This window comes from Streptomyces sp. NPDC048417 (genome assembly GCF_040651615.1).
In the GTDB taxonomy this organism is placed as follows: domain Bacteria; phylum Actinomycetota; class Actinomycetes; order Streptomycetales; family Streptomycetaceae; genus Streptomyces.
The window spans coordinates 96,246-122,559 of the sequence record NZ_JBEZKI010000001.1 but is presented as its reverse complement, the minus strand read 5'-3'; the positions used below and the strand labels follow the sequence as shown (position 1 = coordinate 122,559).

The 26,314-nt window shown below is 71.0% G+C and carries 24 protein-coding genes; 15 read left to right on the top strand and 9 right to left on the bottom strand.

All coding sequences use genetic code 11. The annotated features are described in order from the left end of the window. Window positions 1–76 precede the first annotated feature (76 nt). The 4 genes from AB0D59_RS00535 (at window position 77) to AB0D59_RS00520 (ending at window position 4,523) form a co-directional block, all read left to right on the top strand. Window positions 77–982, top strand: coding sequence for an NTP transferase domain-containing protein (locus AB0D59_RS00535; RefSeq protein ID WP_362559006.1), 906 nt, complete (start codon window positions 77–79; stop codon window positions 980–982). Further along, entirely contained in the window at window positions 979–2,382 is a 1,404-nt protein-coding gene (locus tag AB0D59_RS00530; RefSeq protein ID WP_362559004.1) for a molybdopterin molybdotransferase MoeA, read from the top strand. Before AB0D59_RS00535 ends, AB0D59_RS00530 begins: the two co-directional genes overlap by 4 nt. Beyond that, window positions 2,379–3,476, top strand: coding sequence for a potassium channel family protein (locus tag AB0D59_RS00525; RefSeq protein ID WP_362559003.1), 1,098 nt, complete (start codon window positions 2,379–2,381; stop codon window positions 3,474–3,476). Before AB0D59_RS00530 ends, AB0D59_RS00525 begins: the two co-directional genes overlap by 4 nt. Window positions 3,477–3,542: 66 nt before the next feature. Beyond that, window positions 3,543–4,523 (top strand): NAD(P)H-quinone oxidoreductase, encoded by a 981-nt coding sequence (locus tag AB0D59_RS00520; RefSeq protein WP_362559001.1) that lies wholly within the window; start codon window positions 3,543–3,545, stop codon window positions 4,521–4,523. A 22-nt stretch (window positions 4,524–4,545) separates the two neighbouring features. Here AB0D59_RS00520 and AB0D59_RS00515 read toward each other — a convergent pair whose 3' ends face one another. Further along, complete coding sequence (locus AB0D59_RS00515; RefSeq protein WP_362558998.1) at window positions 4,546–5,100, bottom strand: hypothetical protein; 555 nt, start codon at window positions 5,098–5,100, stop codon at window positions 4,546–4,548. 186 nt (window positions 5,101–5,286) lie between these two features. Between AB0D59_RS00515 and AB0D59_RS00510 the strand changes: the two genes are divergently transcribed. Beyond that, window positions 5,287–5,829 (top strand): bacterial proteasome activator family protein, encoded by a 543-nt coding sequence (locus tag AB0D59_RS00510; RefSeq protein ID WP_362558995.1) that lies wholly within the window; start codon window positions 5,287–5,289, stop codon window positions 5,827–5,829. Window positions 5,830–5,962: 133 nt separating this feature from the next. Here AB0D59_RS00510 and AB0D59_RS00505 read toward each other — a convergent pair whose 3' ends face one another. Further along, window positions 5,963–7,627, bottom strand: coding sequence for a protein kinase (locus tag AB0D59_RS00505; protein WP_362558992.1), 1,665 nt, complete (start codon window positions 7,625–7,627; stop codon window positions 5,963–5,965). A gap of 318 nt (window positions 7,628–7,945) precedes the next feature. Here AB0D59_RS00505 and AB0D59_RS00500 point away from each other — a divergent pair, with 318 nt between their 5' ends. Beyond that, window positions 7,946–9,535 (top strand): protein kinase, encoded by a 1,590-nt coding sequence (locus AB0D59_RS00500; protein WP_362558989.1) that lies wholly within the window; start codon window positions 7,946–7,948, stop codon window positions 9,533–9,535. A 37-nt stretch (window positions 9,536–9,572) separates the two neighbouring features. On the opposite strand, the gene AB0D59_RS00495 is transcribed toward AB0D59_RS00500, so the two are convergent. Beyond that, window positions 9,573–10,589: a phosphotransferase gene (locus AB0D59_RS00495; protein ID WP_362558987.1), complete on the bottom strand. Its 1,017-nt coding sequence runs from the start codon at window positions 10,587–10,589 to the stop codon at window positions 9,573–9,575. Window positions 10,590–11,125: 536 nt separating this feature from the next. Here AB0D59_RS00495 and pdhA point away from each other — a divergent pair. From pdhA to AB0D59_RS00480, 3 genes are read left to right on the top strand one after another with little or no spacing between them, the layout of a single operon-like run. Beyond that, window positions 11,126–12,340: a pyruvate dehydrogenase (acetyl-transferring) E1 component subunit alpha gene (pdhA, locus tag AB0D59_RS00490; RefSeq protein WP_362558985.1), complete on the top strand. Its 1,215-nt coding sequence runs from the start codon at window positions 11,126–11,128 to the stop codon at window positions 12,338–12,340. A gap of 2 nt (window positions 12,341–12,342) precedes the next feature. Further along, the gene (locus AB0D59_RS00485) at window positions 12,343–13,323 is read left to right on the top strand and encodes an alpha-ketoacid dehydrogenase subunit beta (protein ID WP_362558982.1); all 981 of its coding nucleotides are present in this window, start codon (window positions 12,343–12,345) and stop codon (window positions 13,321–13,323) included. A 10-nt stretch (window positions 13,324–13,333) separates the two neighbouring features. Beyond that, complete coding sequence (locus AB0D59_RS00480) at window positions 13,334–14,752, top strand: dihydrolipoamide acetyltransferase family protein (RefSeq protein WP_362558979.1); 1,419 nt, start codon at window positions 13,334–13,336, stop codon at window positions 14,750–14,752. A gap of 60 nt (window positions 14,753–14,812) precedes the next feature. Here the strand turns inward: AB0D59_RS00480 and AB0D59_RS00475 are convergent, their stop codons facing one another. Then, a complete protein-coding gene (locus AB0D59_RS00475) occupies window positions 14,813–15,748 on the bottom strand; it encodes a BRO family protein (RefSeq protein ID WP_362558977.1) in 936 nt (311 codons plus the stop codon). Window positions 15,749–15,925: 177 nt separating this feature from the next. After that, complete coding sequence (locus AB0D59_RS00470) at window positions 15,926–16,828, bottom strand: D-alanyl-D-alanine carboxypeptidase (protein ID WP_362558975.1); 903 nt, start codon at window positions 16,826–16,828, stop codon at window positions 15,926–15,928. A gap of 190 nt (window positions 16,829–17,018) precedes the next feature. Between AB0D59_RS00470 and AB0D59_RS00465 the strand changes: the two genes are divergently transcribed. Then, window positions 17,019–17,669 carry a GntR family transcriptional regulator gene (locus AB0D59_RS00465; RefSeq protein WP_362558973.1) on the top strand — a complete coding sequence of 217 codons (651 nt, stop codon included), beginning with the start codon at window positions 17,019–17,021 and terminating at the stop codon, window positions 17,667–17,669. After that, entirely contained in the window at window positions 17,666–18,967 is a 1,302-nt protein-coding gene (locus AB0D59_RS00460) for an MFS transporter (RefSeq protein WP_362558971.1), read from the top strand. The genes AB0D59_RS00465 and AB0D59_RS00460 overlap by 4 nt, the downstream gene beginning before the upstream one ends. Before the next feature lie 335 nt (window positions 18,968–19,302). On the opposite strand, the gene AB0D59_RS00455 is transcribed toward AB0D59_RS00460, so the two are convergent. Both AB0D59_RS00455 and AB0D59_RS00450 read right to left on the bottom strand, forming a co-directional pair. Continuing rightward, window positions 19,303–20,067 (bottom strand): class I SAM-dependent methyltransferase, encoded by a 765-nt coding sequence (locus AB0D59_RS00455; protein WP_362558968.1) that lies wholly within the window; start codon window positions 20,065–20,067, stop codon window positions 19,303–19,305. 98 nt (window positions 20,068–20,165) lie between these two features. After that, window positions 20,166–20,990: a maleylpyruvate isomerase family mycothiol-dependent enzyme gene (locus tag AB0D59_RS00450; RefSeq protein ID WP_362558965.1), complete on the bottom strand. Its 825-nt coding sequence runs from the start codon at window positions 20,988–20,990 to the stop codon at window positions 20,166–20,168. A 184-nt stretch (window positions 20,991–21,174) separates the two neighbouring features. On the opposite strand from AB0D59_RS00450, the gene AB0D59_RS00445 reads away from it, so the two are divergent. Then, the gene (locus tag AB0D59_RS00445) at window positions 21,175–21,969 is read left to right on the top strand and encodes a carbon-nitrogen family hydrolase (protein ID WP_362558962.1); all 795 of its coding nucleotides are present in this window, start codon (window positions 21,175–21,177) and stop codon (window positions 21,967–21,969) included. A 25-nt stretch (window positions 21,970–21,994) separates the two neighbouring features. Here the strand turns inward: AB0D59_RS00445 and AB0D59_RS00440 are convergent, their stop codons facing one another. Together AB0D59_RS00440 and AB0D59_RS00435 are read right to left on the bottom strand one after the other, a co-directional pair. Further along, complete coding sequence (locus AB0D59_RS00440; RefSeq protein WP_362558959.1) at window positions 21,995–22,489, bottom strand: LURP-one-related family protein; 495 nt, start codon at window positions 22,487–22,489, stop codon at window positions 21,995–21,997. Next, complete coding sequence (locus AB0D59_RS00435; RefSeq protein ID WP_362558956.1) at window positions 22,486–23,484, bottom strand: helix-turn-helix domain-containing protein; 999 nt, start codon at window positions 23,482–23,484, stop codon at window positions 22,486–22,488. The genes AB0D59_RS00440 and AB0D59_RS00435 overlap by 4 nt, the downstream gene beginning before the upstream one ends. 74 nt (window positions 23,485–23,558) lie before the next feature. Between AB0D59_RS00435 and AB0D59_RS00430 the strand changes: the two genes are divergently transcribed. From AB0D59_RS00430 to AB0D59_RS00420, 3 genes are read left to right on the top strand one after another with little or no spacing between them, the layout of a single operon-like run. Then, window positions 23,559–23,951 (top strand): cupin domain-containing protein, encoded by a 393-nt coding sequence (locus AB0D59_RS00430; protein WP_362559811.1) that lies wholly within the window; start codon window positions 23,559–23,561, stop codon window positions 23,949–23,951. Window positions 23,952–23,972: 21 nt separating this feature from the next. Continuing rightward, complete coding sequence (locus AB0D59_RS00425) at window positions 23,973–24,440, top strand: hypothetical protein (protein ID WP_362558953.1); 468 nt, start codon at window positions 23,973–23,975, stop codon at window positions 24,438–24,440. 25 nt (window positions 24,441–24,465) lie between these two features. After that, window positions 24,466–26,286, top strand: a complete 1,821-nt coding sequence (locus tag AB0D59_RS00420; RefSeq protein WP_362558950.1) for an NHL domain-containing thioredoxin family protein — start codon at window positions 24,466–24,468, stop codon at window positions 26,284–26,286. The last annotated feature ends 28 nt before the right edge of the window (window positions 26,287–26,314 follow it).

The window sequence follows — 26,314 nt, the reverse complement described above, 5'->3', positions numbered from 1 at the left end:
TCCCGCAACCACTCCCTGCAAAGCGCACCCGCCCCTATCGGTTCCCAGTGATCCACCCTCCCCCCATACTCGAAAGGTGACCGACACCGAGCCGCCGGGCTACGACGCGATCGTGTTGGCCGGCGGCGCAGCCAGACGCCTCGGCGGGGCCGACAAACCCTCCGTCCGGGTAGGCGGCCGTCCCCTGCTCGACCGTGTGCTCACGGCCTGTGCCGGCGCCCGGAACACCGTCGTCGTGGCGGCTCCCCGCCCCACCTCCCGCCCGGTCCGCTGGACCCGCGAGGACCCCCCGGGCGGCGGCCCGGTCGCCGCCCTCGACGCCGGCCTGCGCCACACCACCGCCGACCGTGTGGTCGTCCTCTCCGGGGACCTCCCGTTCCTCGAAGAGGCGACCATGGGGCGGCTGCTGGCGGCCCTGCACACCACCGACGCCGACGCCGCCCTGCTCACCGACGCCGACGGCCGGGACCAGCCGCTGGTGGCGGCCTACCGCACCGCACCGCTCCGCCGGGCCCTGTCCGCCCTCGCCGAAGAAGGCGACGGCCCCGGCCTCACCGGACTCCCCCTGCGGCACCTGACCGCCGCACTCGACCTCACCCGCGTCCCGGACCCCCTCGCGTCCTTCGACTGCGACACCTGGGACGACATCGCCGACGCCAGGGCACGCATCAGGGAGCATGGGCACGTGTTGGATGAATGGATCTCCGCAGTCAAGGACGAACTGGGCATCGACCTGGACGTCGACACCGGCGTCCTGCTCGACCTGGCCCGGGACGCCGCGCACGGCGTCGCCCGCCCGGCCGCCCCGCTGACCACGTTCCTCGTCGGCTACGCGGCCGCACAGGGCAAGGGCGGCCCCGAGGCGGTCGCCGAGGCGGCCCGCAAGGCCGCCGCGCTGGCCCTGCGCTGGGAGGAGGAGGCGAACCCTGCCGAGCAGCCGGCCTCCGGGAAGCCCGCCCCCGGCCCCGGGCCCGGACGGTGACCGCCCCCGGCACCCGGGTCGGCGAGTCCACCGGGGACACCGACGACGATCTCGACGTCGAGGAGGCGCTCGCCCTCGTGAGAGAGCCCAGGGAGTCCCGCGAGCCCCGGGAGTTCGCAGAGGGCGCCACCGGCGGCCGGACACCACCGCCCGCCGCCCCGGGCGAGCACGCCCACGGGGGTCTTTCGGCGCACCAGCACCGCGCCACCCCCTGGCCCCAGGCCCGCGAGATCGCCGCCCGTGCCGCCCGCTCCGGCGCCCGCCGGGCCCCCGTCTCCGTGTCGCTGGCCGACGCCCTCGGGGTGGCCCTGGCCAGCCCGCTGGACGCGCTGACCGACCTGCCCTCCTTCGACACCTCCGCGATGGACGGCTGGGCGGTGGCGGGCCCCGGTCCCTGGGACGTACGCGAGGAGGGCGTGCTGGCCGGGCACGCGCAGCCCGAGCCGCTCACCGACGGCGCGGCGGTACGGATCGCCACCGGCGCCCGGATTCCGGCGGACACCACCGCGGTGCTGCGCAGCGAACACGGCCGTACCGACACCCAGGGCAGGCTGCACCCCACCCGTGAGGTCGTGCACGGCCAGGACATCCGCCCGCGCGGCCAGGAGTGCCGCAGCGGAGACCAGTTGCTGTCGGTCGGCACCCTGGTCACCCCGGCCGTCCTCGGCCTCGCCGCGGCGGCCGGGTACGACACCGTCACGGTCGTCCCCCGTCCCCGGGTCGAAGTCCTGATCCTGGGGGACGAGTTGCTCACCGAGGGGCTCCCGAGCGAAGGACGCATCCGGGACGCGCTCGGCCCGATGCTGCCGCCCTGGCTGCGCGCGCTCGGCGCCGAGGTGACTGCCGTACGCCGGCTCGGCGACGAGGCCAAGGCCCTGCACAAGGCGATCACCTCGTCCGCCGCCGACCTCGTCATCACCACGGGGGGCACCGCCTCCGGCCCGGTCGACCATGTCCACTCCACCTTGGAACGCATCGGCGCCGAACTCCTCGTCGACGGCGTCAAGGTCCGCCCCGGCCACCCCATGCTGCTGGCCCGCATCCAGCAGAACCAGCACCTCGTCGGTCTCCCCGGCAACCCCCTCGCCGCCGTCTCCGGCCTGCTCACCCTCGCCGAACCCCTGCTGCGCACCCTCGCCGCCCACCCGGCACCCGAGCCGTACGCGCTGCCCCTGGCGGAAGTGGCGCACGGACACCCGTACGACACCCGGCTCATCCCGGTCGTCCTGCGGGGTGACGCGGCCGTCCCGCTGCACTACAACGGTCCGGCGATGCTCCGCGGCATCGCCGCCGCCGACGCCCTCGCGGTCGTTCCGCCGGGCGGGGCACAGCGGGGTGAGGAGACCGAGCTGCTTGACCTGCCGTGGGCGGCCGCGGGGATCGAGGTGTGTTTCACGTGAAACTTCCGGGCCATGACGCCATCGCCCGCCAGGCGGACGAACATCTGGTGACCCAACGGGTGAAACTCCCGACGAAAGTGGTGGAGCGCCCGATCCGCCAGGTCAGCAAACGGCTGTCACTGGCCCTCCTGCTGTTGGTCGCCACCGCGTTCATCGTCTACGCCGACCGCGACGGCTACAACGACACCTCGGACGGCAGCGTCGACCTCCTCGACGCCTTCTACTACGCGACCGTCACCCTCTCCACCACCGGATACGGCGACATCACCCCGGTCAGTGACGCCGCGCGGCTCACCAACATCTTCGTCATCACGCCGCTGCGCGTGCTGTTCCTGATCATCCTGGTCGGCACCACGCTCGAAGTCCTCACCGAACGCACCCGGGAGGAATGGCGCCAGAACCGCTGGAGGTCCGCCTTGCGGGATCACACCGTCGTCGTCGGCTTCGGGACGAAGGGACGGTCGGCGATCCAGACCGTCTGTGTGACCGGGCTGAAGAAGGAGCAGGTGGTCGTGGTCGACCCCAGCGCCAAGGCGATCGAGGCGGCCACCGCCGATGGGTACGCCGGGGTGGTCGGGGACGCGACACGCAGCGAGGTGCTCAAGCGGGCCGAGGTGCACCGGGCCCGGCAGATCATCATCGCGACCCAGCGGGACGACACGGCCGTGCTGGTGACCCTGACCGCCCGGCAGCTCAACAAGAGCGCGAAGATCGTGGCCGCGGTCCGTGAGGAGGAGAACTCCCCGCTGCTCAAGCAGTCCGGCGCCGACGCCGTCATCACCAGCGCCAGCGCCGCCGGGCGGCTGCTGGGGCTGTCCGTGCTCAGTCCCGCCGCCGGCATGGTCATGGAGGACCTGATCCAGCAGGGCACCGGCCTGGACCTGGTGGAGCGCCCGGCGGTCAAGGCCGAGGTCGGCAAGACCCCGCGTGAGACGGCCGACCTGGTGGTGAGCGTCCTGCGCGGACACCGGGTGCTCGGCTACGACGACCCGGCCGTCGGCACCATCCAGCTGACGGACCGGCTGATCACGATCGTGCGGGCCTCGCCGGGCACCCAGGTCGCCCCGGACATACGTCCGCTGCCCCGGGCCTGACCCGGCATACGGCCGTTCCTCGGGCCTGACCGGGAGCGCGGCCGGTCGGGGGGTAGCGTCGGCCGCATGTATGCGATCACGATTCCCGAACCTGGTGGGCCCGAGGCGCTGGTGTGGGACGAGGTCCCCGATCCCGTGCCCGGAGAGGGCGAGGTGCTGGTCGAGGTGGTGGCCAGCGCCGTCAACCGTGCCGACATCCTGCAACGGCAGGGCCACTACAACCCGCCGCCGGGCGCCTCCGCCTATCCCGGTCTGGAGTGCTCCGGCCGGATCGTCGAGCTCGGCCCCGGTGTCTCCGGCTGGTCGGTCGGCGACGAAGTGTGCGCACTGCTCGCGGGCGGCGGCTATGCGCAGAAGGTCGCCGTCCCGGCCGGGCAGCTGCTGCCGGTGCCCGAGGGCGTGGACCTCAAGCAGGCGGCCGCGCTGCCCGAGGTGGCCTGCACCGTGTGGTCGAACGTCTTCATGATCTCCCACCTGCGCCCCGGCGAGACGCTGCTCGTGCACGGCGGCTCCAGCGGCATCGGCACCATGGCGATCCAGCTGGGCAAGTCGGTCGGCGCCAAGGTCGCCGTCACCGCGGGCACCAAGGAGAAGCTGGACTTCTGCGCCGAGCTGGGCGCGGACATCCTCGTCAACTACCGCGACCAGGACTTCGTCGCCGAGGTGCGGCAGGCCACCGACGGTGCCGGGGCCGACGTCATCCTCGACAACATGGGCGCCAGTTACCTGGACCGGAACGTGCGCGCCCTCGCGGTCAACGGGCGGCTCGCGATCATCGGTATGCAGGGCGGAGTGAAGGGCGAGCTGAATGTCGGCGCGCTGCTCGGCAAGCGGGCCGCGATCAGCGCGACCTCGCTGCGCGCCCGTCCGCTCACCGAGAAGGCGGCCATCGTCGCGGCCGTGCGGGAGCATGTGTGGCCGTTGATCACGGGCGGCCATGTCCGGCCGGTCGTCGACCGGGAGCTGCCGATGGCCGACGCGGCCGAGGCCCAGCGGCTGGTGGAGGCCAGCGCGCACATCGGCAAGGTCCTCCTCGTAGCCCCTTAGACCGGCGCCCTCGGGCCCCGTCCTAGCTCCGCCGGACCCGCAGGGCGACGAAGGCGAGGCCGAGCCCGAGGCCGATCAGGACCAGGCCGCTGCCCAGCGGCAGTATGTGCAGCACGGGCTCGGAGCCGTCCTCCTCGCTGTGGGCCACGGACTGGTGGGCGGGGTGCGTCGGGGACGGGGTGGGCACCAGTCCGGCCTCCCGGGGCGGCTGCGTCGAGGTGGTGGCCGGGCTCGCGCCGTCGGTCTCCTCGCCCGCCTCGTCCTCGCCGGGCTCGTCCCCGTCCTCGCCGGGCTCGTCCCCGTCCTCGTCCTGCCCCTGGACGGCCGCCGCCGGGCCCTGGGGCCGTCCAGGCCGCAGCCGGCCCTCACCGGCCAGGGTTCCGGCTCGGGACGGCTCGGGGGAGGCCGAGGCGCCGGCGGTGCCCGAGGGCACGGGCCCGGGGGAATGGGCGGCCACGGGCTCGGGGTCGTACGCGACGGCCGTGTCGTACGGCAGCAGGACCGTCGCGAGGACGAGCGGCAGGCGGACCAGCACGAGCCGTACGCCGCCGAGGGTTGAACGCGGCCTTGGAGTCACGTCGGTGACCTCCTGGAACACAGTCGTCAGAGCCGACGAACACCAGATTCACATTCACCGACAAGGGCGGCATTTCTGATTCGGCCGATGGGTCTACGCCCGTTCGGGAAGCGGCTCGGAGAGGTCGATCAGCCGCAACGGGGGGCACCACGGTGGTGAGGTGTACGGGTGCGAGAGAATGGCGGCATGGAGATGCCGAGGAACGAACGGTCGCCCGAGAACCCCCAGATCCTGGTCGTGGGCCAGGACGGGATGGCTCTCGGTGGCGGCAACGGGGACGAGGACTCCCGCGAGATCCCGGTGACGGAGATGGTGGAACAGCCCGCCAAGGTCATGCGGATCGGCAGCATGATCAAGCAGCTCCTGGAGGAGGTGCGGGCGGCTCCCCTCGACGAGGCCAGCCGGGTCCGGCTCAAGGAGATCCACGCCAGCTCCGTCAAGGAGCTGGAGGACGGCCTGGCGCCGGAGCTGGTGGAGGAGCTGGAGCGGCTCTCCCTGCCCTTCACCGACGACGTGACCCCGACCGACTCGGAGCTGCGGATCGCGCAGGCCCAGTTGGTCGGCTGGCTGGAGGGTCTTTTCCACGGGATCCAGACCACCCTGTTCGCCCAGCAGATGGCCGCCCGCGCCCAGCTGGAGCAGATGCGGCGCGCGCTGCCGCCGGGCGTCGGCCACGAGGGCGAGGAACACGGACCGGCGGCCGGCCGTTCCGGCGGACCGTACCTCTAGGACGCCCGAACAGGACTCAGAGCAGGACCCAGAGCAGGACTCAGAGCAGGACTCCCGAGACGGCGAAGGGCCCGGCGACACCGCCGGGCCCTTACTACTTCGGCTGCCGTGCCGTGCCGTGCCGTGCCGCGCCTCAGCCGGTGGCCGGGTTGCCCGTCGACACCTTGAGCTCGATGGTCGGCATGTCCTCGGGGTCGACGTCCGTGCCGGAGGACGGGAACTGCTCCATGACCGTGCCGTCGCCGTACGTGTTCTCGTCGACGGAGACGATCTTCATTTGCCAGCCGGCGGCCTGGAAGCACTCCTTGACCGACTTGACGTACTTGAACTTGAAGTCCGGGACCTGGACCTTGTCGGCGTCGTCGTACGACTCCTGCGGCTCGGTGCACTCGGTCTTGTCGATGGTCTTCGCGGTGTCCGGCCCGCGGTAGCCCGACGCGTGCGAGGCCCCGGCGCTCGCGGTGCCGCCGCCGTTGCTTCCACTTCCGCCGTTGTCGTCCCCACCGCCGCCGCTGTTCAGCGCCAGCGCGACGATCAGACCGATCACCGCGATCAGCGAGACCGCGATCGACCCGATGACCACCGGCCGATTGCCCCTGCCCCCACCACCGGAGGACGGCGACTGGGGGCTGATGGTGTACGGCGGCGGGGTCGACGGCGCCGGCTGGGCGTACCCGGCCGGCGTCTGGTAACCCGCCTGCTGCGGATAGCCGTACGCGGGAGCGGGAGCGGGAGCGGGAGCCGGGCCTGGGACCGGGGTGCCGTACGGGTTCGGGTTCGGCGTCGGCTGGTACGGCGTCTGCACCGGCCCGGGAGGCGCCGGCGTCGCCTGGTCGACCGGCGGGAACACCGCGGAGCCGACCCCGGAACCGCTCTGCGTCGGCGGGATGCCCGGGACGATGCTGGGCGCGGCCGGCTGGAGCGAGGCGGCCACCCGCAGGCACTCGTCGCGCATCGACTCGGCGGTCGGGAAGCGCTCGTTCGGGTTCTTCTTGAGGGCGCGGGCGACCAGCGCGTCCACGGCCGGGGGAAGGGCACGGTTGACCGAGGAGGGAGTGACGGGCTCCTCCTGGACATGCGCGTACGCGATCGCCAGCGGCGAGTCCGCGTCGAACGGCAGCCGGCCGGTGACCAGCTGGAACAGCATGATGCCGACCGAGTAGAGGTCGGAGCGGGCGTCCACGCCCCGGCCGAGGGCCTGCTCCGGGGAGAGATACTGCGGAGTGCCGACGACCATGCCGGTCTGCGTCATCGAGGTGACCCCGGACTGCATGGCACGGGCGATGCCGAAGTCCATCACCTTGACGACCCCGCGCTTGGTCATCATCACGTTGCCGGGCTTGATGTCGCGGTGCACCAGCCCCATCTCGTGGCTGATCTCCAGCGCGGCCAGCACATCGGCGGTGATCTTCAGCGCCTTGTCGGCGGGCATCGCGCCGTACTGTGTCACGTCCTCGTCGAGCACCGAGCCGAGCGGTCGGCCCTCGACGTACTCCATGACGATGTACGGCATGGTCGAGCCGTCGAGTTCTTCTTCTCCGGTGTCGAAGACGGAGACGATGTTGGTGTGCGTGAGCTTGGCCACTGCCTGGGCCTCGCGGCGGAAGCGCTCGCGGAAGGCCTGTTCCCGGCCGAGTTCGGTGTGCAGGGTCTTGATCGCGACCTGACGGTCCAGGACCGTGTCGTACGCCAGGTGCACGGAGGCCATACCGCCCGCGCCGAGCAGGTCGCGCAGTTGGTAGCGGCCACCCGCCAGAGCCCGCCCCACGTAACGGCCGTGTACGCCGTCCTGGCTCATTTTCCCCGTCCCCCGTCGGGCGCTCAGGCACCCTTGTTGATCGAATGTCTCATTCCCGGCCAAGTCTGCCCGAGGGCACCGGGACGTCAAGCGCGGTGCCCGTTCCGTGACCGTACGCGAAAGAAGAGCCGCGGAAGCGTTACAGCTGCCGTACGTCCGGTACACAGAATTTGCACGACAGCGCGTGGTACGGGTTTGATGGCCGGTCCGTCCACGGGCCGGAACCCGGACCTGGGGGTTGCGCGGAGGCTGTAGCGTGGCCGACGGAGACCGTGACAACACCGCGCGCACCGCGGGCAGAAACGACGGCGAGGACCGATGGCACAGACGCACAGCGCCCAGGGCCCGTCCGACCCCGAGGCGACTGGCGGCGGCATGTCAGACACGCCGGAGATGTGGGGCAACGGCGGCCTGGTCGGCGACGGCCGTTACCGGCTCACGCACCGGCTCGGCCGTGGTGGCATGGCCGAGGTGTTCGCCGCCGAGGACGTACGGCTCGGCAGGACCGTGGCCGTCAAGCTGCTGCGCGCCGACCTTGCCGAGGACCCGGTCTCCAAGGCCCGTTTCACGCGCGAGGCACAGTCGGTCGCCGGGCTCAACCACCACGCGATCGTGGCGGTGTACGACTCCGGCGAGGACGTGGTCGGCGGCCAGTCCGTGCCGTACATCGTGATGGAGCTGGTCGAGGGCCGCACCATTCGCGACCTGCTGATCAACGCCGAGGCGCCGGGCCCCGAGCAGGCCCTGATCATCACGTCCGGGGTGCTGGAGGCGCTGGCCTACTCGCACCAGCACGGCATCGTGCACCGCGACATCAAGCCCGCCAACGTGATCATCACGCACACCGGTGCCGTCAAGGTGATGGACTTCGGCATCGCCCGCGCCCTGCACGGCGCGTCCACGACGATGACGCAGACCGGCATGGTCATGGGCACGCCCCAGTACCTCTCCCCGGAGCAGGCGCTCGGCAAGGCCGTCGACCACCGCTCCGACCTGTACGCCACCGGCTGTCTGCTGTACGAACTCCTCTCCCTGCGGCCGCCGTTCATCGGCGAGACCCCGCTGTCGGTGGTCTACCAGCACGTCCAGGACATCCCGGTGCCGCCGTCCCAGACCTCCGAGGGCGCCGCTCCGCCGGAGCTGGACGGCCTGGTCATGCGTTCGCTCGCCAAGGAGCCCGACGACCGCTTCCAGACCGCCGAGGAGATGCGCGGCCTGGTCCAGTACGGCCTCCAGATGCTGTACGACCAGGGTGCCCACACCGGCACCTGGAACACCGGCCCGGTCACCGTGCACGACGGCCGGCACGCGTCGGCGGGCGGTTTCGCCGGCACGGCGGTGATGCAGCACCCGATGGACTCCTCCGGGACCTCGCAGATCCCCCAGCCGATCCTGCCGTCCGGCTACGGCGGCGGTGACGACGGCGGCTTCGAGGGCCACGGCAACAGAGGCACCGGCCGCGGCAAGCTGTGGATCCTGGCCGTCCTCGCGGTGATCGCGATCGCGGCGGGCGTCGCGCTGGCCCTGAACAGGGGCGGCGGCGACGGCGGTGACACGGGGACGACGCAGTCGCCGAGCGCCTCGCAGACCACCAAGGACGAGACGCCCAGCGAGAGCCCCTCCGACACGGCCAGCGACACGGCCACGGACACGGAGACCGACACCAGCGGCTCGGGCGACAACGGCAACTCCGATTACACGCCGTCGGAGACCCCGTCGTACACCCAGTCCCAGACGGAGAGCACCGACCCGACCGACGAGCCGTCGGACACGGCGAGCGCCTCGCAGCCCACCGACACCGCGAGCTCCCCCGAGACGGACCCGACCGAATCGACGGGCACGGACGGCGGCAGCGGCAACACGGACGAGGGCAACACGATCTCCGGCGCCGGCCTGGGCAACCCCTGAAGGACACCGACACCCCTGCAGGGCTGAGCAACGGTCCTCACCCGACGAACGCGTCGCACACCGCGTCGTATTCGCCGGTCCACCACACGGCCAGCGCCGAGGCGGCCGGGAACTGAGGGTCCGCGCGGGTGTCGCCGCGCTCGTAGTGCCAGCGCAGCATCCAGAAGTCGTTGAGCCGTTCCCACCACACGCGGTGCACGGCCGCCGCCAACTCCGAGGGCGTGGCGCCGGCCGCGCGCCGGTACGCGCGCGCGTACGCCCGCACCTTCGGCAGGTCGAGCGCTCCCGCCGGGCGCACGAAGAAGATCGCGGCGGCGCGGACGGCCTCCTCCGCGCGGGGCTGCACGCCCAGCCGGTCCCAGTCGACGATCGCGGCGGGCGCGTCGTCCTTGTAGAGCAGGTTGAACGGGTGGAAGTCGCCGTGCACCCAGCCCACGGAGGCGCCGCGCGGGGGGCGCAGGCCGGCGTGCTGCTCCAGGAGCGCACGGCGTTCGAGCAGCCGATGACGGGCGAGTTCGTCGAAGGCGTCGGCGGGCCGGTGCCGGCTGACGTGGGCGAGGAGGTCGTCGATGAGCGCGAAGGTGTCGGCGGGATCGGCGCTCTCGACGGGATGGGGGCTCGTGGCCGGGCGGGTACGCCCTTTGGGTGGCATCACGCGCTCCAAACAGGCGTGCACGGCGCCCAGGAGCGCACCGAGCCGCGCGCACTCCCCGCGCGTGAGCTGTCCGCCGTGCCGGTGCCGGCCGTCGATCCAGGGGTGCAGCGCGTAGGCGTGCCCGCCGACGACGGCGACCGTACGGCCCTCACGGTGCGCCAGCGGCAGGGCGACCGGGACGCCGAGGGCGGCCAGGCGCTGGGTGGCCAGATGGCGTCGCTCGATGGCGGCCGGGTCGGCGGTGTCGGGGTCGAAGTGGTGTTTCAGGAAGTATCGGCCGCGGGTGGTGCGGACGCGGTAGCCGCGGTTGAGCAGGCCCTGTTCCACGGGTTCGCAGGTGAGCGCGGAACCGGCGGCGTAGAGCCGGAGCAGGGCGCCCAGAGGGGGCGCGTGGGGCATGAGGGGTGGTACACATGGGCGCGGCACGCGGCAGATGCTAGGGCAACGCCTGGGCCTGTGAGCTGGGGATTGTCGCAGGCAGTCGCGGTTGGTCGCTTTCGGTCACGTGGTGGACCGGGGCGAACGCGGGTGCGAGGGAATCGCCCCAGGACGCGCCGTCGCGGATGCGCTCGCCGTGGAGCGCCGGCGCCGCGGGCCGGGAGCCTTACATCTTCCCGTGGCCCGGGGTGGCGGGATAACGTGCGGTAGCTCCGGCCTCCTGCAAGGCTCTGACCAGCGACCTTCCGGCCTGTGTCGATTTACTAGGAAACCCAAGCAAAAAGTACTTGGATTTCCAAGCAAAATCGCAGGTCAGGAGGGGTTTCACAGAAATGTGGAGCACTGGGTAACGTGCATCTTGCAGGGCGCTCGCCGGGGCACCTGTCACGCCTGTTCCCGGCCGAGTGGCACCCACCCCGTGCCACGGGTGTCGGAAGCAGGTGAGCCGCACTGGTTCACCCGGCAACCCCGGGGGCCGGACCGACGGAGGAGCACACGTGACCGTGGACAGCAGTGCCGCGAGCGAACCGCGACGCAGCGCCGCAGGCAAAGCCGGTACCACCGGCAGCAAGACCGGCACCAAGCGCACCACTCGCACCACCACGCCTCGCACCACCACGAAGAAGAGCACCGATCCCGAACTCGTGCAGCTGCTGACCCCGGAGGGCAAACGGGTCAAGAACGCCGAGTACGACGCGTACGTCGCCGGGATCACCCCCGAGGAGCTGCGCGGCCTGTACCGCGACATGGTGCTCACCCGCCGCTTCGACGCCGAGGCCACCGCCCTGCAGCGGCAGGGCGAACTGGGCCTGTGGGCGTCTTTGCTCGGCCAGGAGGCCGCCCAGATCGGTTCCGGGCGCGCCACCCGCGAGGACGACTACGTCTTCCCGACCTACCGCGAGCACGGCGTCGCCTGGTGCCGCGGGGTCGACCCGACCAACCTGCTGGGCATGTTCCGCGGCGTCAACCACGGCGGCTGGGACCCCAACAGCAACAACTTCCACCTCTACACGATCGTCATCGGCTCCCAGACGCTGCACGCCACCGGCTACGCCATGGGCGTCGCCAAGGACGGCGCGGACTCGGCGGTCATCGCCTACTTCGGCGACGGCGCCTCCAGCCAGGGCGACGTCGCCGAATCGTTCACCTTCGCCGCGGTCTACAACGCCCCGGTGGTGTTCTTCTGCCAGAACAACCAGTGGGCGATCTCCGAGCCGACCGAGAAGCAGACCCGCGTCCCGCTCTACCAGCGTGCCCAGGGCTTCGGCTTCCCCGGCGTCCGTGTCGACGGCAACGACGTGCTGGCCTGCCTCGCGGTCACCAAGTGGGCGCTGGAGCGCGCCCGCAGCGGCGAGGGCCCGACGCTGGTCGAGGCGTACACCTACCGGATGGGCGCCCACACCACCTCCGACGACCCGACCAAGTACCGGGCCGACGAGGAGCGCGAGGCCTGGGAGGCCAAGGACCCGATCCTGCGCCTTCGCCGGTACCTGGAGGCCTCAAACCACGCGGACGAGGGATTTTTCGCGGAACTCGAAACCGAGTCCGAGGCGTTGGGCAGGCGAGTGCGCGAAGCGGTCCGAGCCATGCCGGACCCGGACAACTTCGCCGTGTTCGAGCACGTGTACGCGGACGGGCACGCGCTCGTCGACGAGGAACGAGCCCAGTTCGCCGCCTACCAGGCGTCGTTCGCGGACGTAGAGGGGGTCTGATCATGGCAGCGGAGAAGATGGCACTGGCCAAGGCGATCAACGAGTCGCTGCGCCGCGCCCTGGACGCCGACCCCAAGGTCCTCGTCATGGGCGAGGACGTCGGCAAGCTCGGCGGCGTCTTCCGGGTCACCGACGGCCTCCAGAAGGACTTCGGCGAGAGCCGCGTCATCGACACCCCCCTCGCCGAGTCCGGCATCGTCGGCACCGCGATCGGCCTCGCCCTGCGCGGCTACCGACCGGTGGTGGAGATCCAGTTCGACGGCTTCGTCTTCCCGGCGTACGACCAGATCGTCACCCAGTTGGCCAAGATGCACGCGCGTTCGCTGGGCAAGGTCAAGATGCCGGTCGTCGTGCGCATCCCCTACGGCGGCGGCATCGGCGCGGTCGAGCACCACTCGGAGTCCCCCGAGGCGCTCTTCGCGCACGTGGCGGGACTGAAGATCGTCTCCCCGTCCAACTCCTCGGACGCCTACTGGATGATGCAGCAGGCCATCCAGAGCGACGACCCGGTGATCTTCTTCGAGCCCAAGCGCCGCTACTGGGACAAGGGCGAGGTGAACACGGAGGCCATCCCCGGCCCGCTGCACAAGGCGCGCGTGGTCCGCGAGGGCACCGACCTCACTCTGGCCGCCTACGGCCCGATGGTGAAGCTCTGCCAGGAGGTCGCCGACGCGGCCGCCGAGGAGGGCAGGTCCCTGGAGATCCTCGACCTGCGGTCCGTCTCCCCGCTGGACTTCGACTCCATCCAGGCCTCGGTCGAGAAGACCCGTCGCCTGGTCGTCGTCCACGAGGCGCCGGTGTTCTTCGGCTCGGGCGCGGAGATCGCCGCCCGTATCACCGAGCGCTGCTTCTACCACCTGGAGGCCCCGGTGCTCCGGGTCGGCGGCTACCACGCCCCCTACCCGCCGGCCCGCCTGGAGGAGGAGTACCTTCCGGGCCTTGACCGGGTGCTCGACGCCGTCGACCGTGCCCTGGCGTACTGAGGAGAGGGTCGTGACGACGATGACGGAAGCGTCCGTACGCGAGTTCAAGATGCCGGACGTGGGCGAGGGGCTCACCGAGGCCGAGATCCTCAAGTGGTACGTCCAGCCGGGCGACACGGTCACCGACGGCCAGGTGGTGTGCGAGGTCGAGACGGCGAAGGCGGCCGTAGAACTGCCCATCCCCTACGACGGGGTGGTGCGCGAGCTGCGCTTCGCCGAGGGCACCACGGTGGACGTGGGCACGGCGATCATCGCGGTGGACGTGTCGGGCGGGGCGGCCGCTCCCGTGGCGGAGCCCGCGCCGGCTCCGGAGCCGGAGGAGAAGCCGCAGGGCCGCCAGCCGGTCCTCGTCGGCTACGGAGTGGCGGCCTCCTCCACGAAGCGCCGCCCGCGCAAGGGCCCGGAGGTGACGGTCGCCGAGGCGGCGGTGCAGGCGGCGGTCCAGAGCGAGCTGAACGGCCACGGCCATGCCGAGGTCGCCGACGTGGTCCCCGAGGCCCCCGCCGCGGAGCGTCCCCGCCCGCTGGCGAAGCCGCCGGTGCGCAAGCTGGCGAAGGACCTGGGCGTCGACCTGGCCACGGTGACCCCGTCGGGCCCGGACGGCGTCATCACGCGCGAGGACGTCCACGCGGCGGTGGCGGCCGTACCGGCGGCGGCCCCGCAGCAGGCGCCGGCCGTGCCGACGGCTCCTGCTGTTGCGGCGGCTCCCGCGGCGTCCTACGAGGGTGCGCGCGAGACCCGGGTCCCCATCAAGGGCGTCCGCAAGGCGACGGCGGCGGCGATGGTGGGTTCGGCGTTCACGGCCCCGCATGTCACGGAGTTCGTGACGGTGGACGTGACCCGCACGATGAAGCTGGTGGAGGAGCTGAAGCAGGACAAGGACCTGCAGGGCCTCAGGGTGAACCCGCTTCTCCTCATCGCCAAGGCCCTGCTGGTCGCGATCCGGCGCAACCCGGACATCAACGCGTCCTGGGACGAGGCGAACCAGGAGATCGTGCTCAAGCACTACGTCAACCTGGGCATCGCCGCGGCCACCCCGCGGGGTTTGATCGTCCCGAACATCAAGGACGCCCAGGCGAAGACGCTGCCGCAGCTGGCCGAGTCCCTCGGTGAGCTGGTGACCACGGCCCGGGACGGCAAGACCTCGCCCGGCGCCATGCAGGGCGGCACGGTGACGATCACCAATGTCGGCGTCTTCGGCATCGACACGGGGACACCGATCCTCAACCCGGGCGAGGCGGCGATCCTGGCGGTCGGCGCGATCAAGCTCCAGCCCTGGGTCCACAAGGGCAAGGTCAAGCCCCGCCAGGTCACCACGCTGGCCCTGTCCTTCGACCACCGCCTGGTCGACGGCGAACTGGGCTCCAAGGTCCTCGCGGACATCGCGGCGATCCTGGAACAGCCGAAGCGGTTGATTACCTGGGGCTGAGAGCCGATAGGTTGGGAGAGTGGGCGGTCGCAACTTAGTCCTGCGACCGCCCACTCACTTTCAGAGCTGGTTCAGCACATAGACCGGCGCCCCTTCCTCCGTCCCGCCCCGCGAGTGAATGCAGGCGTGCTTGCGCAGCAGCCGGAGACACTCGTTGACGCGGTGCACCGTCAGACCGGTACGCGCGGCGATCGATTCGAGCGGCTCCCGCAGCTCACCCCGCTCGACGAGGACCGGGGCGATGACGACGGCCACCGTCCACACGTCCTCGGTCACCGACAACCGCCTTCGCCAGTCGGCGAGTAGGGACTCGGTGGTCGGCAGCGCCATGGGCGGGCCGTACGGCTTGCGACGTTCGAGGACGAGTTCGTCGAGCCGGTCGGCGATCCGTTCCATCGCCCGGACCATGGCCTGCTGCACGGCGAGCGTGCTCTTCTGCAACTCGATCAGTTCGCGCTGCCCGTCCGCCAACTGCTCGTCCAGCTGAAGGTTGTGCGCCTCGAGCCGGACGATGGCCTCCGCGACCTGCTCCGGCATGGCGTAGGCCACGGGCGCGCCCGGCTCGGTGGGCTGCACCTCGGCCTCTTCGAGAGTGTAGGAACCCTCTCGCTGGACGGTCGCGATGACTTCGGCCACCCACTCTTTGAAGGGGGCGCACGCGGGCTTCGTGCAGCCGTTCACGAGAGCGATGAGGCCCGGGAGAGCGATGAGGTTCATGTCTCGACGCCACATCCTACCTGCGGGAATGCTGAGACCGTAACCTCCAGTTACGCTCTCGATAGTCTCTCGATGCTCCTCCGGAACATGGTCGGCGAGAGCCTTCCGGGCGTTGGCGTACCCGAGTTCCTTGCACAAGTCCACCGCGGGAAACCAGTGCGTTCCGTCCGGCATGGTCAGTCGTCGTACCCGGGCTCCGGTCGCCGCGTACACGAAGTCGCTGACGTCGATCGCCTCGTGAGACTTGGCGGGCTTCGCTTGCTTGTTGGGTTCGTTCATGGGAACCACCTCCGCCGCGGAACCTAGGGCGAAGAAAATCGAATATGCCAGTCAAATACTGCGATGTTCACGATTGCGAGGGAAGGATGCGAGTTCTGCTGCGCCGGGTCGCTCGGGTATGCGAAAAGGCCCGCCGCAGATGCTGCGGCGGGCCTTCGTCGTCTGTGTGCCAGGGTGTCAGCCGAGGCGGGCGAAGCCGTAGTTCAGGAGCTTCGTGGCGTCCGTGGCGCGCTGGGTGACCGAGGAGGAGGCGAGGACGGTGCCGATGACCGTCTTGCCGTTGCGGGTCGCGGCGAAGACCAGGCAGTACTTGGCCTCGGGGCCGGAGCCGGTCTTCACGCCGATGGCGCCGCTGTAGCTGCTGAGCAGCGTGTTGGTGTTGGTCCAGGCACCCATGGTGCGGGTGGAACCGGTCTTGGTGATCGTCTTCGCCGTGTACTTCTTCGTCTTGACGACCGTGCGGAACGTGGAGTTCTTCATCGCGCTGCTGGCGATCTTCGTCAGGTCGCGCGGCGTCGAGTAGTTGTTGCCGTTGCCGATGCCGTCGAAGGAATCGAAGTGCGTGTTCGTCAGGTGCAGGTTCTTGGCGGCGGTGTTCATCTTGGAGATGAAGTTGGCGACCCGCTTGGCGCGGGTCGTACCCGTGCCGTACTTGTCGGCGAGCGCGTAGGCGGCGTCGCAGCCGGAGGGCAGCATCAGCCCGTACAGCAGCTGGCGGACGGTGACCTTGTCGCCGACGATCAGGTGGGCCTGGGAGGCGTTGTTCGCGACGACGTAGTCGCTGTACGCCTTCTGGATGGTGACCTTGGCGTCCAGGTTCAGGTTCGACTGCGCGAGCACGACCTTGGCGGTCATGATCTTCGTCGTCGAGCCGGTGGACAGCCGGGTGTCCGCCTTCTTCGTGTACAGCGAGGCGGCGGTGGCGTTGTTCATGAGGTAGCCGCCCTTGGCCACAATGGTGGGCGCCGTGACAGCCTGTGCGGGCGCCGCGGTGAGGGCCCCGGTGGCGAGCAACGCGCCGGACGTGACGGCGACGGCGACAGCTCTGCGGAAGCGGGTGCCCTTAATGCCGGTAATCAAGTGAGTTACCCCGAGTCGAGTCGAATGCCCCTGTAGTGCGGCCAAGTTGAGGCGGCAGGGAAGTGCGGGCCGCACGTGTAGGACACGTAAGTAGCACAGATGGTTGTGCGGTTGCTTGGGGAGACATAGGTCACGTCCGCATGGTGGACCGCTCTCCTGTATGCGTACGTGTTGTATCTATCCTGTGGGCATGAGCCTGGCCGTCAAGCAGCCCCCCGCCGCCGACCGTGTGTACTCCCATGTCAAGCAAGCTGTCCTGGACCGCCACTACGAGGGCGGCACGCTGCTCACCGAGGGCGAGCTGGCCGAGGCCGTGGGGGTGTCCCGCACCCCGGTCCGCGAGGCGCTGCTGCGCCTCGAGGTCGAGGGCCTGATCAAGCTCTACCCGAAGAAGGGCGCCATGGTGCTGCCCGTCTCCGCGCAGGAGATCGCGGACGTGGTGGAGACCCGGATGCTGGTCGAGGAGCACGCGGTGCGCAAGGCCGTACCGCCGTCGGCGATGCTCGTGGCCCGTCTGGAGGAGCTGCTGGACCGTCAGAAGGCCGAGGCAGCCGCCGGTGACCTGGCCGCAGCGGCCGTCACGGACCGCTGCTTCCACGCCGAGATCGTCCGCGACGGCGGCAACGAGATCCTCTCCCGCCTCTACGACCGGCTCCGCGACCGCCAGCTGCGCATGGGTGTTGCGATCATGAACGCCCACCCCGACCGGATCGCCAAGTCGCTGACCGAGCACGAGGAGATACTGGACGCGCTGCGCGCCGGGGACGCCGACCGTGCGGTCGAGCTGGTGCACCGGCACGTCGACTGGTTCGCGCACCTGGCGCGGGGTGAGGTCCGATGAGCCGCGGCAGCGTCGCGTTGCCCGGCGATCCGCCCGGCGGCCGCCGGGCCGTCGCGGTGTGGTCCATAGGCGTCTCGGTCTACTTCGTCGCCGTCATCTTCCGTACGTCCCTCGGTGTCGCCGGGCTCGACGCGGCCGACCGCTTCCACGTCAACGCCTCGGCCCTGTCCACCTTCTCGATACTCCAGCTGCTGGTCTACGCCGGCATGCAGATACCCGTCGGGCTGCTGGTCGACACCCTCGGCACGAAGAAGGTGCTGTCCATCGGGGCGGTGCTGTTCACGGCCGGCCAGCTCGGCTTCGCGTTCTCCCCGTCGTACGGCACCGCGCTCGCCTCGCGTGCCCTGCTGGGCTGCGGCGACGCCATGACCTTCATCAGTGTGCTGCGGCTCGGCACCCGCTGGTTCCCGGTGCGGCGCGGGCCGCTCGTCGCACAGCTCGCCGGTCTGGTCGGCATGGCGGGCAACCTCGTCTCCACGCTGGTCCTGGCCCGGCTGCTGCACGGCATCGGGTGGACTCCGGCGTTCGCGGGCAGCGCCCTGGCCGGTGTGGTCGTGCTGGTCCTCGTGCTGTTCTTCCTGAAGGACCACCCCGAGGGGCACGAGCCGGCGCCCTTCCCGCACCGGGGCGCGGCGTACGTACGCAAGCAGATCGTCGCGTCCTGGCGGGAGCCGGGGACCCGGCTCGGTCTGTGGGTGCACTTCACCACCCAGTTCCCGGCGATGGTGTTCCTGCTGCTGTGGGGGCTGCCGTTCCTGGTCCAGGCGCAGGGGCTGTCCCGTGCCACGGCCGGTGAGCTGCTGACGCTGGTCGTGCTCTCCAACATGGTGATCGGTCTGGTCTACGGCCAGATCGTCGCCCGGCATCACGCGGCGCGGTTGCCGTTGGCGCTGGGCACGGTCGGGGCGACGGCCGTCGTGTGGGCGGCGACGCTGGTGTATCCGGCCGAGCATGCGCCGATGTGGCTGCTGGTGGTGTTGTGTGCGGTGCTGGGGGCGTGTGGGCCGGCGTCGATGCTCGGCTTCGACTTCGCGCGGCCGGCGAATCCGCCCGAGCGGCAGGGGACTGCGTCGGGGATCACCAACATGGGTGGTTTCGTGGCCTCGATGACGACGTTGTTCGTGGTGGGTGTGCTGTTGGATGCGACCGGTGACGACTACTCGGTGGCGTTCTCGTGTGTGTTCGTGCTCCAGGCGCTGGGGGTGAGCCAGATCCTGCGGTTGCGGGGGCGAGCGGCTCGGCGGGAGCGGGAGCGGGTGGTGGCGAGCCGGGTGGAGACGGTGCACGTGCCTGCGTGAGTTTTCCTCCCACCCGCGCACCACCCGTTTCCAGTCGGCACAAGGGTTGCCCGACCTGTGGGGTGCGATTGCCGCAGGCGGCTTTCCGAGCGTGGATTCGACTTTCGCGCCGCCCCGCTGCCCGTTTCCAGCCGACGGAGGGGCTGGGCGACCTGCGGGTGCGACCTGCGGGGGCGATCGCCGTCGGCGGCTTTCCGGGCGTGCGGTCGGTCAGCTGCCGGTGCGGCGATCGGGCGGTTGTCGGTAGGCAGTCGGGCGGTTGTCGGTGTGGCCATCGGTAGGCGGTCGGGTGGGCGTCGGTGTGGCGGCTGGGTGGCTGTTGGTGTGGTGGTCGGTCAGTTCGTCGTTGGTACGAGGGTGAGGTAGGTCAGGCCCAGTACGCCGCGGTAGGTCAGCCAGGTCGATCGGTGGGTGTCCAGGCGGGTGCGGGTTTCCGTGGCCAGGGGGTGGCCGGGGTTGGTCGCGAGCCATACCTCCTGGTCGGCCTGGTACGCCGACTCGAACTCCTCCCATTCCGCCAGGCTCGCCGTCTCCGTCCACTCCGGGCGGAAGCCCGCCGCCACCGCCAGGTCGACCAGGGTCGCCAGGTCGTGGTGGTCGGCGGTCGACGCGCCCGGCCACATTCCGGACAGCTCCGCCTCGGTCGGGGTGCGCTGCCAGAAGCCCTCGCCGAGCAGGACCCGGCCGCCGTCGGCCACCAGCCGCCGCAGCTCCCGCAGGGCCACCGCCAGGTCGTCGCCCAGCGCCTGACTCGCTCCGAGGCACAGCACCACGTCGGCCGGGCCGCGCCCGGTGTCCACCGCCGACTCCTCGGCGAACTCCACCCGGTCGGCCAGCCCGCGCGCCTCGGCGGCCCGCCGTCCCCGCGCCAGATCCCCGGCGTGCACATCCAGTCCGACGCCGTGAGCGCGGGGTACGGCGTCCAGCAGACGGAGCATCAACTCGCCCCAGCCGCATCCGATGTCGAGCACCGTGGTGGGGTGGGTGGACGCGAGCCGCCGTACCATCGCGGCCGCTCGGGCCTCGGAGAGCGGGCCGTGGAAGGTGAGGCGGGTCAGGCGGGGCGGGAGGTCGTCGTGCGGTGCGGTGGCAGAGGTCATGCCGGGAAGGTAGATCCCGACGGCTGCCGTGGCCTACCGAATTACCGGTGGCCGCCGCTGTTTCTCACCGCTGATGCTTACCGCGTGACCGCGGATTCCTACTGCGTGACCGCGAAGTTCCGCAGGATCGCCGCCGTCAGATCCGGGTCGCCCTCCGCCTTCACCCGGTCGGCCGCCGCCTCCGGGGTGACGCGGCCGCAGGCCAGGCGGACGTAGGTTTCCCAGTCGAGGGTGAAGATGGCGGCGGGGCCGAGCGCGGGGGTGGTCTCCAGGGTGCCGCGGCCCTGGATGTCGATGCGGATGGTGCGCAGGAACTCCACCGGCCCGTGCACATCGAAGATGACCGCCGAACTGCGCGGGGCCTCCGCCTCATTGGCGACCACCCGGGGCAGTTCGCCGAGCAGCACGTCCCGGGCGATCTGCGCACCCGGCGAGTCGAGGTTGCCCGGCCGCCCCAGCGCCGCCCGCAGGTCCTGCTCGTGCACCCACACGTCGAACGCGCGGTTGCGCATGGCCTCTTCGAGGGTGATCTCCTTGCCCATCGGCCCGCGCACCGCGTGCCCTGGCTCCCGCGACTCGTTGCGCAGCTGGCGGTTGCGGCGGATGACCGTGTACTCCAGCTCGGAGGTCATCTCGGGCGCCGTGTGGTGGCGGCGGGCGTCGACCTGCATCTCCATGTAGCGCTGGTGCTCGTTGGTGATGTGGAAGAGGTCGCGCGGGAGGGTGTGGATCGGGCGCGGGTCGCCGAGCATCTCGCAGTCCATGCCGATGACATGGGAGACCACGTCCCGCACCGACCAGCCCGGGCACGGTGTCCGCCGGTTCCACTCGCCCTCGGCAAGGGGCGTCACCAGCTCGGATATCGCTTCGATGGAGTGGGTCCAGGCGTCGGCGTAGGGCTGGAGAGTGGGATGCAGACTCACGGAACGGGACCCCTCGGCGGTCGGTACTCGGGCAGGTTGTGGCGGCGCTGCCAGCTGGAGGTGGGCTGCTGTCGGCGGGTGTCTTGAGACGCTAAGTTACGCTGCTGTGAGGCACCCCGGCAGTGCTTTCGTGTGACGATCGTAGGCCTGTGTGGACGGCTCGAATTGCCAGGACGGTGGTAGTGTGCGCGCCTCGCTCATCCAGATCGACGTAAACGAGGGCGAATCGGTCGAATCCCGTCGGCGACGCGTGGCCGCACTGGTGCGCGAGCAGGCGGACGCCGATCTCGTCGTACTGCCCGAGCTGTGGACGACCGGTGCGTTCGCCTACGAGGAGTTCGCCACCGAGGCCGAGCCGCTCGAAGGCCCGACGTACGAGGCGATGGCGAAGGCGGCGAGCGACGCAGGCGTCTGGCTGCACGCCGGTTCCATCCCCGAGCGAGACCCTGAGGGCCCCCTCTACAACACGGCTCTCATCTTCTCCCCCTCCGGTGATCTGGCCGCGGCCTATCGCAAGATCCACCGCTTCGGCTTCGACAAGGGCGAGGCGGTGCTGATGGGCGCCGGCCAGGAACTGGTGACCGTCCGGCTCCCGGAGACCACGCTGGGCGTGGCCACCTGCTACGACCTCCGCTTCCCCGAACTCTTCCGCGCACTCGTCGACGCCGGTGCCGAGACGATGGTGGTCTCGGCGGGCTGGCCCGAGCGGCGGCGCGCGCACTGGACGCTGCTGGCCCAGGCGCGGGCGGTCGAGAACCAGGCGTTCGTGCTCGCGTGTGGAACGGCCGGGACGCATGCCGGAGTTCCGCAGGCGGGTCACTCGATCGTGGTCGATCCCTGGGGCGAGGTGCTGGCCGAGGCGGGCGCCGGCGAGGAGATCCTCACCGTCGACCTCGACCCGGCCAAGGTCGCCGCCACCCGCGAACAGTTCCCGGCGCTCAAGGACCGCCTGCTGGGCCTGGAACCCCCTCGCCGCTAGCCGTCCGCCGGTCTCCGGCGGCCCGTCAGTCCTCCTCGCGCTCCTTGTCCGCGAGGTGGATCACGCACACCGCCACCGCGATCAGCAGCGCCGGGTCCGCGTCGTCCCGTACGACGTCGACACCGTAGGTCTCCCGGACGTGCAGCCAGCGCCGGGAGACCACGGCCAGCAGCTCACCGTCATACTCCACGGCGAACTCACGGTCGAGGATCTTGCCGCTGACGTCCAGATCGGTGCCGTCGACCAGGTGCACGCGATAGTGGTTGCGCAGCAGCGAGAGCCGCTTGCGCCTGATGGTGGCCAGGGGTTCGCCGTCGCGTTCGATCACCATGGTGTCGCGCAGGGCGAACATCTTCTGGCGGATGTCGACGAGCACGCGCCCGTGCCGGTCCTTCAGCTCGAACGTGTCGCGCACCCGCATGGCCTTGCCGTCGACGAGGAAGACCTTGTCGCCGTGCTCGTCCTCGATCCAGTAGTCCTCGCCGAAGCCGAGGAGCCGGTCGCGTACCAGGAATCTCATGTCCGTACCCCTTCCCGGCCCACCGGCCCGAAACGCCGCCGGTAGTCCGACGGGCTGAGCCCGGTCTCGCGCCGCAGCCGTGCGCGCAGGTTGGCCGCGGTGCCCAGGCCGCTGCGCGAGGCCACCACCTCCAGGCGCTCCTCCCCGCGCTCGATCAGCCGGCAGGCGAGCGCCACCCTCTCCCCGGTCAGCCAGGCCAGCGGGGTGGTGCCCAGCTGGGCGCGGAACCGGCGGTGCAGGGTCGCCGGGGAGACCGCCGCCCGCGCGGCCAGGTCCGCCACGGTCAGCGGCTCGCCCAGCCGCTCCTGCGCCCAGGCCAGCAGCGGGCCGAGCGACTCGTCCGGCACCTCGGGCACCGGCCGCTCCACGAACTGCCGCTGCCCGCCGTCCCGGTGCGAGGCGAACACCAGCCGCCGGGAGACCGCGTTGGCGATCTCGGCGCCGTGGTCCTGGCGCCAGATGTGCAGCCCCAGGTCGAGCGCGGCCGCGCTGCCGGAGGCGGTGAGCAGGTCGCCGTCGTCGACGAAGAGCACATCCGGACGGAGCAGCACCCGGGGATGCAGCTGCCGGAAGGCGTCCGCCCAGCGCCAGTGCGTGGTGGCCGGCCGCCCGTCCAGCAGCCCGGCCTCGGCGAGCGCGAAGGTCCCGGTGCAGAAACTCACCACCCGCGCCCCGCGCGCGTGCGCGCGCCGGATCGCGTCGAGGACGTCCGCACCGCGCGGTACGACATTGTCCGGGCGCCCCGGCACCACGAGGGTGTCCGCGCCGTCCACCGCCGCCAGCCCGGCCACTCCGCTCAGGGTGAAGAAGCCGTGGTTCATCCGCACCTCGCGGGTGGGCGCGCACAGGGTCACCTCGTACGGCGGCACGGACAGCCCCAGCTCCGGACGCGGTAGCCCGAACAGCTCGGTGGCGACCCCGACCTCGAACGGGTTGGTGCCCGCGTCCACGATCACGGCCACCCGGTGCGTCGACTGCGAGGATCCTTGCGCCATATGCGATTTCTAGCACTCACCCGACCGCCGGGCGAGCGCCCAGGATGAACGCCATGAACGCCACGAGCAGCGCCATGAACGGCGAACCCGTCTCCCTCGCCCACGCCCTCGGCTCCTTCGAGGACCTGTGGAGCCCCCGGATCGTCACCGCCGTCAACGACTACGACGTCCGCGCCGCCAAGGTCCAGGGCGAGCACCTCTGGCACGTGCACGACCACACCGACGAGTTCTTCCTGGTCCTGGCGGGCGAGCTGCGCATCGCCCTGCGGGAGCCGGCCGGCGAGCGCACGGTCGTCCTGCCCACGGGCTCGGTCTTCACCGTCCCCCGTGGCACCGAGCACAAGCCGTCCGCCCCGGCCGGAGCCTCGATCCTCCTCTTCGAACCGACCGGCACCTCCACGGTCGGCGACCGGCACGACGAGATCCCCTCCCACGTGGACGCGACGACGGGCCACGCGCTGAGCTGACCTGCAAGGAATTCTTTACCTTTGACTTTGCTGTTCGTTCACAGAGTGAGCAACTCTGGAGGGGATATGCAGCAGGGGAGCATCTGCGCCGATCTCTACCTTCGACTCTCACTCGACCGGGAGGGCAAGACGGCCATCGAACGGCAGGAGGCCGACTGCCGGACGTGGGCGGCCCGGCACGGTCTGGTCGTTCGCCAGGTGCACGTCGACCGCGGAAAGTCTGGGTACCGGGATGTGGCCCGGAAGTGGGCGCGGACCGAGGCGGAAACCCAGGGTGAGCGCATCCGTCGTGCCAAGCAGTACCTTCGCGGCCGAGGGCGATGGATCGGCGGACAGCCGCCCTACGGCCTTCGCGTCGATGCCGACTCGGGACACCGCGAGCCTGATCCCGGCAGCGCGGTGTGTGCACGTCTGATCGCCGACGAAGCTCTCGAGGGACGACCTCTCGTGCGCATCGCCAGGCTGCTCAACGAGTACGGAATAGCGTGAGGTGCGGGTGTGGTTGGCTTGAACCATGGCAAAGCGCGTACGTGTCCGTGCCCCCGAGCTGATCGGCAAGGGCGGCTGGATCAACACAGGTGACAAGCAACTCAGCCTTGCGGAGCTCCGTGGCCGCATCGTGATTGTTGATTTTTGGACATTTTGTTGCGTGAACTGCCTGCACGTCCTGGACGAGCTGCGGGAGCTGGAGGAGCGGCATCGGGACACGGTGGTGATCATCGGGGTGCACTCGCCGAAGTTCGTGCACGAGGCGGAGCATCAGGCGGTCGTCGACGCCGTGGAGCGGTACGGCGTGGAGCATCCGGTGCTCGACGACCCGGAGCTCGCCACCTGGAAGCAGTACGCGGTGCGGGCCTGGCCGACGCTGGTCGTGATCGACCCCGAGGGATACGTCGTCGCCCAGCACGCCGGCGAGGGCCACGCACACGCGATCGCACGGCTGGTCGAGGAGCTGGAGGCGGAGCACGAGGCGAAGGGCACCCTGCGGCGCGGCGACGGCCCGTACGTGCCGCCGGAGCCCGAGCCGACCGCCCTGCGCTTCCCCGGCAAGGCACTGCTGCTGCCCACCGGGAACTTCCTGGTCAGCGACACCACCCGGCACCAGCTGGTGGAGCTGGCCGAGGACGCGGAGACGGTCGTACGGCGGATCGGCTCCGGTGAGCGCGGCTTCGCCGACGGCCCGGCCGCCGAGGCCGCCTTCAGCGAACCGCAGGGCCTGGCGCTCCTCGACGACGGCTCGGTGGTCGTCGCCGACACCGTCAACCACGCGCTGCGCCGTCTCGACCCGGCCACCGGCGAGGTGACCACGCTCGCGGGCACCGGCCGCCAGTGGTGGCAGGGCTCCCCGACCTCGGGCCCGGCCCGCGAGGTCGACCTGTCCTCCCCCTGGGACGTGGCGGTCTTCGGCGGCAAGGTGTGGATCGCCATGGCGGGCGTGCACCAGCTGTGGGCGTACGACCGGGGGAGCGAGACGGTCGCGGTGGCCGCCGGCACCACCAATGAGGGGCTGGTGGACGGGCCGGCGGCCGAGGCCTGGTTCGCGCAGCCGTCCGGTCTCGCCGCCACCGCCGACCGGCTCTGGCTCGCCGACTCGGAGACCAGCGCGCTGCGCTGGGTCGACCTGGACGGCCGCGTCCACACGGCGGTCGGCACCGGTCTCTTCGACTTCGGCCACCGGGACGGCGCGGCCGAACAGGCGCTGCTGCAGCACCCGCTGGGCGTGACGGCGCTCCCTGACGGCTCGGTCGCGGTGTCCGACACCTACAACCACGCGCTGCGCCGGTACGACCCGGCGACCGGCCAGGTGACCACGCTCGCGACGGATCTGAGAGAGCCGAGCGACGCGGTTCTGGCCGGGGACGACATCGTGGTGGTCGAGTCGGCCCGCCACCGGCTGACCCGGCTGCGGCTGCCCGAGGAGGCGGTCCGGGTGGAGTCGGTCGCCCACCGTACCCAGCGGGCGGCGACCGAGGTGGCCCCCGGCGGCCTCCGTCTGGACGTGATCTTCCAGGCCCCCGCGGGCCAGAAGCTGGACACGCGCTACGGCCCGTCGACGCGGCTCCTGGTGTCCTCGACCCCGCCGGAGCTGCTCCTCAAGGGCGAGGGTCCGGACACGGCCCTCTCCCGCGAGCTGGAGCTGAACCCGGCCGTGACCGAAGGCGTCCTGCACGTCTCGGCGATGGCCGCGTCCTGCGACGACGACCCTGCGAACGAGTACCCGGCCTGCCATGTGCACCAGCAGGACTGGGGTGTCCCGGTACGGGTCACGGGGGGAGGGGTGGACCGGCTGCCGCTGGTCCTGGCCGGAATGGCCCAGGGGGCCCAGGGGGCCTAGGAGGCCTAGGGGGCCCCGCGGGGCCTCC

Bases quoted from the DNA above. Each gene is read 5' to 3' on its own strand.
- AB0D59_RS00520 (WP_362559001.1), top strand. From the start codon at position 3,543: ATGTATGCGATCACGATTCCCGAACCTGGTGGGCCCGAGGCGCTGGTG.
- AB0D59_RS00510 (WP_362558995.1), top strand. From the start codon at position 5,287: ATGGAGATGCCGAGGAACGAACGGTCGCCCGAGAACCCCCAGATCCTG.
- AB0D59_RS00505 (WP_362558992.1), bottom strand. From the start codon at position 7,627: ATGAGCCAGGACGGCGTACACGGCCGTTACGTGGGGCGGGCTCTGGCG.
- AB0D59_RS00500 (WP_362558989.1), top strand. From the start codon at position 7,946: ATGGCACAGACGCACAGCGCCCAGGGCCCGTCCGACCCCGAGGCGACT.
- AB0D59_RS00495 (WP_362558987.1), bottom strand. From the start codon at position 10,589: ATGCCCCACGCGCCCCCTCTGGGCGCCCTGCTCCGGCTCTACGCCGCC.
- AB0D59_RS00485 (WP_362558982.1), top strand. From the start codon at position 12,343: ATGGCAGCGGAGAAGATGGCACTGGCCAAGGCGATCAACGAGTCGCTG.
- AB0D59_RS00475 (WP_362558977.1), bottom strand. From the start codon at position 15,748: ATGAACGAACCCAACAAGCAAGCGAAGCCCGCCAAGTCTCACGAGGCG.
- AB0D59_RS00465 (WP_362558973.1), top strand. From the start codon at position 17,019: ATGAGCCTGGCCGTCAAGCAGCCCCCCGCCGCCGACCGTGTGTACTCC.
- AB0D59_RS00460 (WP_362558971.1), top strand. From the start codon at position 17,666: ATGAGCCGCGGCAGCGTCGCGTTGCCCGGCGATCCGCCCGGCGGCCGC.
- AB0D59_RS00455 (WP_362558968.1), bottom strand. From the start codon at position 20,067: ATGACCTCTGCCACCGCACCGCACGACGACCTCCCGCCCCGCCTGACC.
- AB0D59_RS00440 (WP_362558959.1), bottom strand. From the start codon at position 22,489: ATGAGATTCCTGGTACGCGACCGGCTCCTCGGCTTCGGCGAGGACTAC.
- AB0D59_RS00435 (WP_362558956.1), bottom strand. From the start codon at position 23,484: ATGGCGCAAGGATCCTCGCAGTCGACGCACCGGGTGGCCGTGATCGTG.
- AB0D59_RS00430 (WP_362559811.1), top strand. From the start codon at position 23,559: ATGAACGGCGAACCCGTCTCCCTCGCCCACGCCCTCGGCTCCTTCGAG.
- AB0D59_RS00420 (WP_362558950.1), top strand. From the start codon at position 24,466: ATGGCAAAGCGCGTACGTGTCCGTGCCCCCGAGCTGATCGGCAAGGGC.